This is a genomic window from Dehalococcoidales bacterium (genome assembly GCA_028717385.1).
Classification (GTDB): Bacteria; Chloroflexota; Dehalococcoidia; order Dehalococcoidales; family CSSed11-197; genus CSSed11-197.
In genome coordinates, this window is record JAQUNW010000043.1 from 1 (window position 1) to 6085 (window position 6085).

Genomic DNA, 6085 nt, shown 5'->3' on the forward strand with positions numbered 1-6085 from the left:
TCACCATGTAATCCAGAAAGAAAAGGCCAGAAAGTACCCCATCGCGCTCGGGAATATCGCCGCGATAACCATATCCTCCGCTTTCCTCCCCTCCTATCATTGCATTGTGTTCTAGCATTACTGGTGCTACGTATTTGAAACCAACCGGTACTTCGTATACCGGTACTCCATACAACTCCCCTAGCTTGTTCAGCATTTGCGAAGAAGTGATTGTTTTAACAATTGCACCTCTCTCTCCTCTTATCTCAAGAAGGTAGAGAACTAGCAGAGCATACACCTGGAGAGTGTTTAAAAACTCACCATTTTCATTGATCACACCGAGTCTGTCGGCATCGCCATCAGTAGCCAATCCAACGCCGGCACCTATATCCGTGACTGCGGATGATAGCTTGCCCAGGTTATGTTCGATTGGCTCGGGCTGCTTGATGCCCGGGAAAGCTGGATTCGGACCGGAGTTTATTTCTATGATTCCCATTTCTCCGCCTTCAAGAAGACGGGGCAGGTATCCCGATCCGGAACCGAACATGCTATCGAAAACCACTTTAAGCGGAGCGTTTTTTAGAGCTCTTGTATCTAGCATTTTTTCAAGCTTGGAAACATAGGTAGAATTGAGATCGGCTATCTCGATCATGCCGGAACGCACTGCTTGGTTAAAATCAAGCCGAGGAGGTTCCCGATTTGCTGGAAAGTTTGCAATAATTTCTTCAATACTGCTAATTGCTTCAGGGGATGCGCTGGCGCCGTTGGGGGATTTGATTTTTATTCCGTTCCAGTTTGGGGGATTATGGCTGGCGGTAATCATGACGCCAGCAGACGCTTGCCTGGAAGCAGTAGCGTAGCTCAACGCCGGGGTTGCACAGGTCGATTCGCTCATTATTACCCGGATGCCATTTCCTGCTAATACTTCTGCGAAGGTTATAGTAAAGTCTTTTGAAGAAAAACGGGTGTCATAACCTGCGACGATTGTGGGTTGCTCTCCGCTAATCTTCTCATTGATATAATCAGCGGTTGCTTGGGCGCACAATCTGACGTTTTTAAAAGTAAAATCGTCAGCTATAATTCCTCTCCAGCCATCCGTGCCGAACTTTATAACTGATTGTTCAATCCTGCTCATTGTTAATAAATTTAACCAAAAGCCTCTTTTTTCAGGATGTGTGCTATATCGATTTTCTCCCAGGGAAGGTCAAGGTCAGCTCGCCCAAAGTGCCCGAATGCAGCCACCTGGCGATAAATTGGGCGTCTCAGGTTAAAGCGGTGTATGATTGCGCCTGGCCTGAAATCAAAATGCCGGTTGATGAGTTCCAACAGCATTTCATTGTTTACCTTTGCGGTGCCGAAAGCTTCAACGGAAACCGAAAGTGGTTTAGCTACACCAATCGCATAGGCTATCTGAATTTCCAGTCGGTCAGCCAGTCCGGCAGCTACCAGGTTTTTTGCAACGTAACGCGCCATGTACGATCCGGAACGATCCACTTTAGTTGGATCCTTACCGGAGAAGGCTCCGCCGCCATGACGTGCGATGCCGCCATATGTATCTACGATGATTTTACGACCAGTAAAGCCTGTATCGGATACTGGCCCGCCTACCACGAAGCGGCCGGTGGCGTTGACCAGGTATCTGGTTTTCTCATCAATCAGATCCGGTGGAATAACCACGTTAATTACTTCCTTGCTGATATCAGCTTCAATCTTACCGGTGCTTACGCCAGGGTCGTGTTGTGCGCCTATCACAACGCTGTCAATTCTTTTTGGAACCCCGTCTCGGTATTCGACTGTAACCTGGGATTTCCCGTCAGGTCTGAGATAAGGAAGGGTGTGATTTTTTCTTACCTCTGCCAATTGCCGGCATAACTTGTGTGCCAGAGATATTGGAAGCGGCATTAATTCAGGTGTTTCGTTGCAGGCGAATCCTACCATCATACCCTGATCACCAGCCCCGATTACATCAAAGTCATCTTTTTGGGCGGCCTTTTTAGCTTCGCGAGAACAATTCACACCAAGTGCGATATCTGGCGATTGTTCATTTATGGTGGCTATTACACCACAGGTTTCATAATGAAAACCATATTCAGGGTGAGTATAACCGACATCCTTTATCACACTGCGAGCTATACGGGCTACATCGACATAACAAGAGGTGGTGATTTCCCCCATTACGGCAATCAGCCCATTAGTCACGGCTGTTTCACAGGCAACCCTTGCTGCCGGATCTTTATCCAGTATGGCATCCAGGATAGCATCTGAAACCTGGTCACATAACTTGTCAGGATGGCCTTCTGCTACCGATTCTGAAGTGAGCAGATAACAGGGTGAGTTCTTAAAAGTATTAGTCATGGATTCTCCTATGTTCCTTCCTGCCAGCTTTGCAGGTATTGATATTGTTCAGCGGTAAGGGAGTCAATGTTTACTCCCAGGGCTTCCAGTTTTAAACTGGCGACGTTTTTATCGATATCGGCCGGTACAGGATACACGCCGGCTGGTATATTCTGGTTTTTAACCAGGTATTCAAGAGATAGCGCCTGGTTAGCAAAGCTCATGTCCATTACTGAGGCAGGGTGCCCCTCAGCGGCGGCCAGGTTGATAAGCCTTCCTTCCCCCAGCACGTAGAGACTGCGGCCGTCGTGAAGAGTGAATTCATCAACGACTTCCCGTATTCTCTTCCTTCCGACAGACATTTTTTCCAGAGCCGGGAGATCTATTTCTACGTTAAAGTGGCCGCTATTGGCAAGCATTGCGCCGTTTTTCATTACCTCAAAATGCTCCCGCGTGAAAATATGCTTGTTCCCGGTTGCAGTAATAAAAATATCCCCTATGATGGCAGCTTGTATTGCCGGCATTACCCGGTGACCATCCATTACGGCTTCAAGTGCTCTAAGAGGTTCTGTTTCAAGCACAACTACGTGAGAGCCGAAACCCCTTGCCCTCATGGCAATACCTCGACCGCACCAGCCGTAACCAGCCACTACAACTGTCTTGCCTGCCCAGAGTATGTTAGTTGCCCGGGTGATCCCGTCTATAGTGCTCTGTCCGGTACCGTAGCGGTTGTCAAAAAGATGCTTGGTAAGAGCATCATTTACGGCAATAACAGGGTAGTTAAGACCCCCTTCAGCTGCCAGACTTCTCAGGCGGATTACTCCGGTAGTGGTTTCTTCTGTTCCTCCGATTATTTCGCTTATAAGCTCGGTGCGAGATGTGTGAACTGTGGTTACCAGGTCGGCGCCATCATCAACTGTGAGATGCGGTTTTATATTTAGTGCATTGTTAATATGACGGTAATAGGTAGTATCATCAGCGCCATGTATTGCGTTAACCGTCATCCCCTGTTCAACCAGTGCAGCGCATACATCATCCTGGGTTGAAAGAGGATTGGATGCACAGAGGCTGACTTGGGCTCCTCCCTTCTTCAGTGCTAATGCAAGGTTGGCAGTCTCTGTTGTTACATGCAGGCAGGCTGCTATTCGTATCCCGGTAAAGGACTTTTCTTTACTAAAACGATCGCTGATTAATTTGAGCACCGGCATCTCCCGACTTGCCCAAATAATGCGTTCGAGACCGGACTTGGCAAGCGAAGGATCTTTTATTTCATATTCGGCCATGTTAGCTCCTGTATCGATTAAAAATAAAATGCCGGACCTTTGCTAGATTTTCAGCCGTTGTTTCGGCACAATCAATTATAACACGCTGCTGCGCTTCGGTTTTGTCCAGGGGTTCAAATTCGCTCTTCATCTTGAAATAAACTTGGGTGGTGCCATCACTCACATTGCCAGGTTCAAGCTTTCTATGATTAATCCTGCGGCAGGCTTCCTCGTCACTAATGGTGTATTCCAGGAACGCGAAACCAGCGTTGTATTTCATGGCTATTTCGTATGCTGTCTTACGGCTGAGTGCAAGAACGAATGTGGCATCCAGTATAACCGATACCCCTTTTTTGAGCCATGAAGCCGCCTGATTAAACATTGTTTCATAAGTGAGTCTGGAGAAATCAGGGGAGTAGACCCCGGTATCCATTCCTTGAGAAGCAGATTCAACCGGAGGAATGCCTGCCAAGGTCTTACGGACGATGTCTGAAGAAATAACCACTATTCCCATATGCCTTGCAAGCTCTTTAGCCAATGTTGATTTGCCGCTGCCAACGAGACCTACGTTGACCAGAAGCCAAGGCTTTTGAAGAGTGTAGCTTTCTGCCAGATCAAAATATTGCTGTGCCTTGAGAAGGGAGCGTTGTTTTTCCTCAGAGTCTACGTAAGGGTCATCCAATTTAAAGCAGTTAACCTTAGCCCTGACCATTGCACGGTAACACTTGTAAAAATTTAAAAGTGTTTCAACCTGGCTGTCCCTGGTCATTTCCAGATAACGTTGGATAAATACCTGTGACAAGTCAGCCCGACCGTAATGATCAAGGTCCATCGCCAGAAAGGCCACTTCAGCTGCGGTGTCCGAGTATCGGAAGCGGTCGCTGAATTCAATACAGTCGTAAATACAGAGCTCGTCGGTAAAGCATATATGGGACGAATGAAGATCGCCATGACAATCCCGGATATGTCCCTCTTTAACCCGGCTTTCAAATAGAGCGCTATTATTGTTCAGAAAACGGTTAGTATAATCCTTAATGCGATCCAATGTATCACGAGAGACAACTTTATCTGCGTATTTTATTGACTGGGTAAAATTTTCCTCTGTATTAAAACGGATGGCTTGAATACTTCCGAACGGGTCGATGTGAGGTCCGGTTTCAGCTTTCTTATGGAAGGCGGCGACTCTTTCTGCCACCTGGCTTAGCATATCTGCTGTGGGATTATTGTTTGCTAAAAGATAATCAAGCATTTTTTCTTGCGGGAGTTTTTTCATCTTAACGGCGTAATCCACCACTTCTCCATCGCCGTCGATGCTGTACTCGCCATCAGCCAGGTTTATCGTGCTTACCCCTAAATAGCCCTGAGGACAAAGCCGGCGGTTTAGTTCAACTTCCCGGTTGCAGTAATATTGGCGTTTTTCGAGAGTAGTATAATCAACATAACCCAGGTCAACCGGTTTTTTCATTTTATAAACGAGATTACCAGCGAATAATATCCAACTCATCTGAGTCTGAACTAGATTCACCTGACCAGATTCTCCGGGTGTCCCTTCGGATTTAAGCAGACTCTGGATTATTGGCGGAAGCATTGCTGTCAGCTTTCTTTCCTTCATAGTGCTCCATCATAACTTTGCACCCAAGGCCGTGGCATGCCCACAGGGCTTTGATATCACCAGGGCTTCTCATTGGAGACGAGTCCAGTACTGCGCCTGAATGAGTCAATGTGCTCATGCTTTTTACCGGGAATTTTGTATTTTCCCAATCGACGCACTTTTGCCCCATGGCTTCAGCTGCCCACCCCAGCATTAATCCGCCCATATGGACCATTGAAGTGTGGTGGTCTGAGTCGTAATCGAACTGGGTTTTCATTTTTAAAAACAATTCTATATTGCGGTCTTCGTCATCTCCAAATAATGCCAGCACATTAGCCGCAGCTGCTTTCGCTGAGTCCTCGGATTCATCCGTTTGTGTATTATGCTCACTTAACCATCGATAGCTTTGTACAAGCATGAGTAAGGTAAAAAGCTTGGTGAGTTCAAGAGACTTGGAGGCGCTTCCCTCACCGTATATGTTCTTCATAGCCTCGCAGTAAGTGATTACATTGGCGGCTGTATGGTTTCCCCCTGCCAGTAATGATTCATAGAAGTGGCGCTCTTCTTGACTTTTTACCATCCTGTCGATGCTATCATTTATAACCTGAAGCACAGCTTCAAAATAACGGTCACCGGGTTCTGGTAACTCTTCCATTATTTAACTTCTCCTTTATTAATTTACAAGATAAAGGGTTTGTAAATGCGATTGGATCTAGTTTCAATCATGGCAAGCAGAATACGGTCAGACAATTCTTGCCTGCGGAGGTGATACTCAATCCATTTACAATAATTCCTTTGCCAGTAAAAAATTACAAGCACAACAACAAACGCAGAGTTTATTACTTCTGGGATCCGGTATTTCATTTTTAAAGATATCTGGTTATCATCAGGTTTGAAAGTTCATTAAGCATAACAAGCG

5 protein-coding genes are annotated in these 6085 nt (G+C 46.4%); all 5 read right to left on the bottom strand.

What is annotated here, in order from left to right:
* On the bottom strand, positions 1 to 1114 hold a 1114-nt coding region (locus PHX29_06770), incomplete at its 3' end, for a phosphoglucomutase/phosphomannomutase family protein (GenBank protein MDD5605586.1).
* A gap of 11 nt (positions 1115 to 1125) precedes the next feature.
* Positions 1126 to 2334, bottom strand: a complete 1209-nt coding sequence (gene metK, locus PHX29_06775; protein MDD5605587.1) for a methionine adenosyltransferase — start codon at positions 2332 to 2334, stop codon at positions 1126 to 1128.
* 8 nt (positions 2335 to 2342) lie between these two features.
* Positions 2343 to 3596: an adenosylhomocysteinase gene (locus PHX29_06780; GenBank protein ID MDD5605588.1), complete on the bottom strand. Its 1254-nt coding sequence runs from the start codon at positions 3594 to 3596 to the stop codon at positions 2343 to 2345.
* A gap of 1 nt (position 3597) precedes the next feature.
* On the bottom strand, positions 3598 to 5187 hold the full coding sequence (locus PHX29_06785; protein ID MDD5605589.1) for an AAA family ATPase: 1590 nt from the start codon (positions 5185 to 5187) through the stop codon (positions 3598 to 3600).
* Positions 5132 to 5821 (bottom strand): hypothetical protein, encoded by a 690-nt coding sequence (locus PHX29_06790; GenBank protein ID MDD5605590.1) that lies wholly within the window; start codon positions 5819 to 5821, stop codon positions 5132 to 5134. Before PHX29_06790 ends, PHX29_06785 begins: the two co-directional genes overlap by 56 nt.
* Positions 5822 to 6085 lie beyond the last annotated feature (264 nt).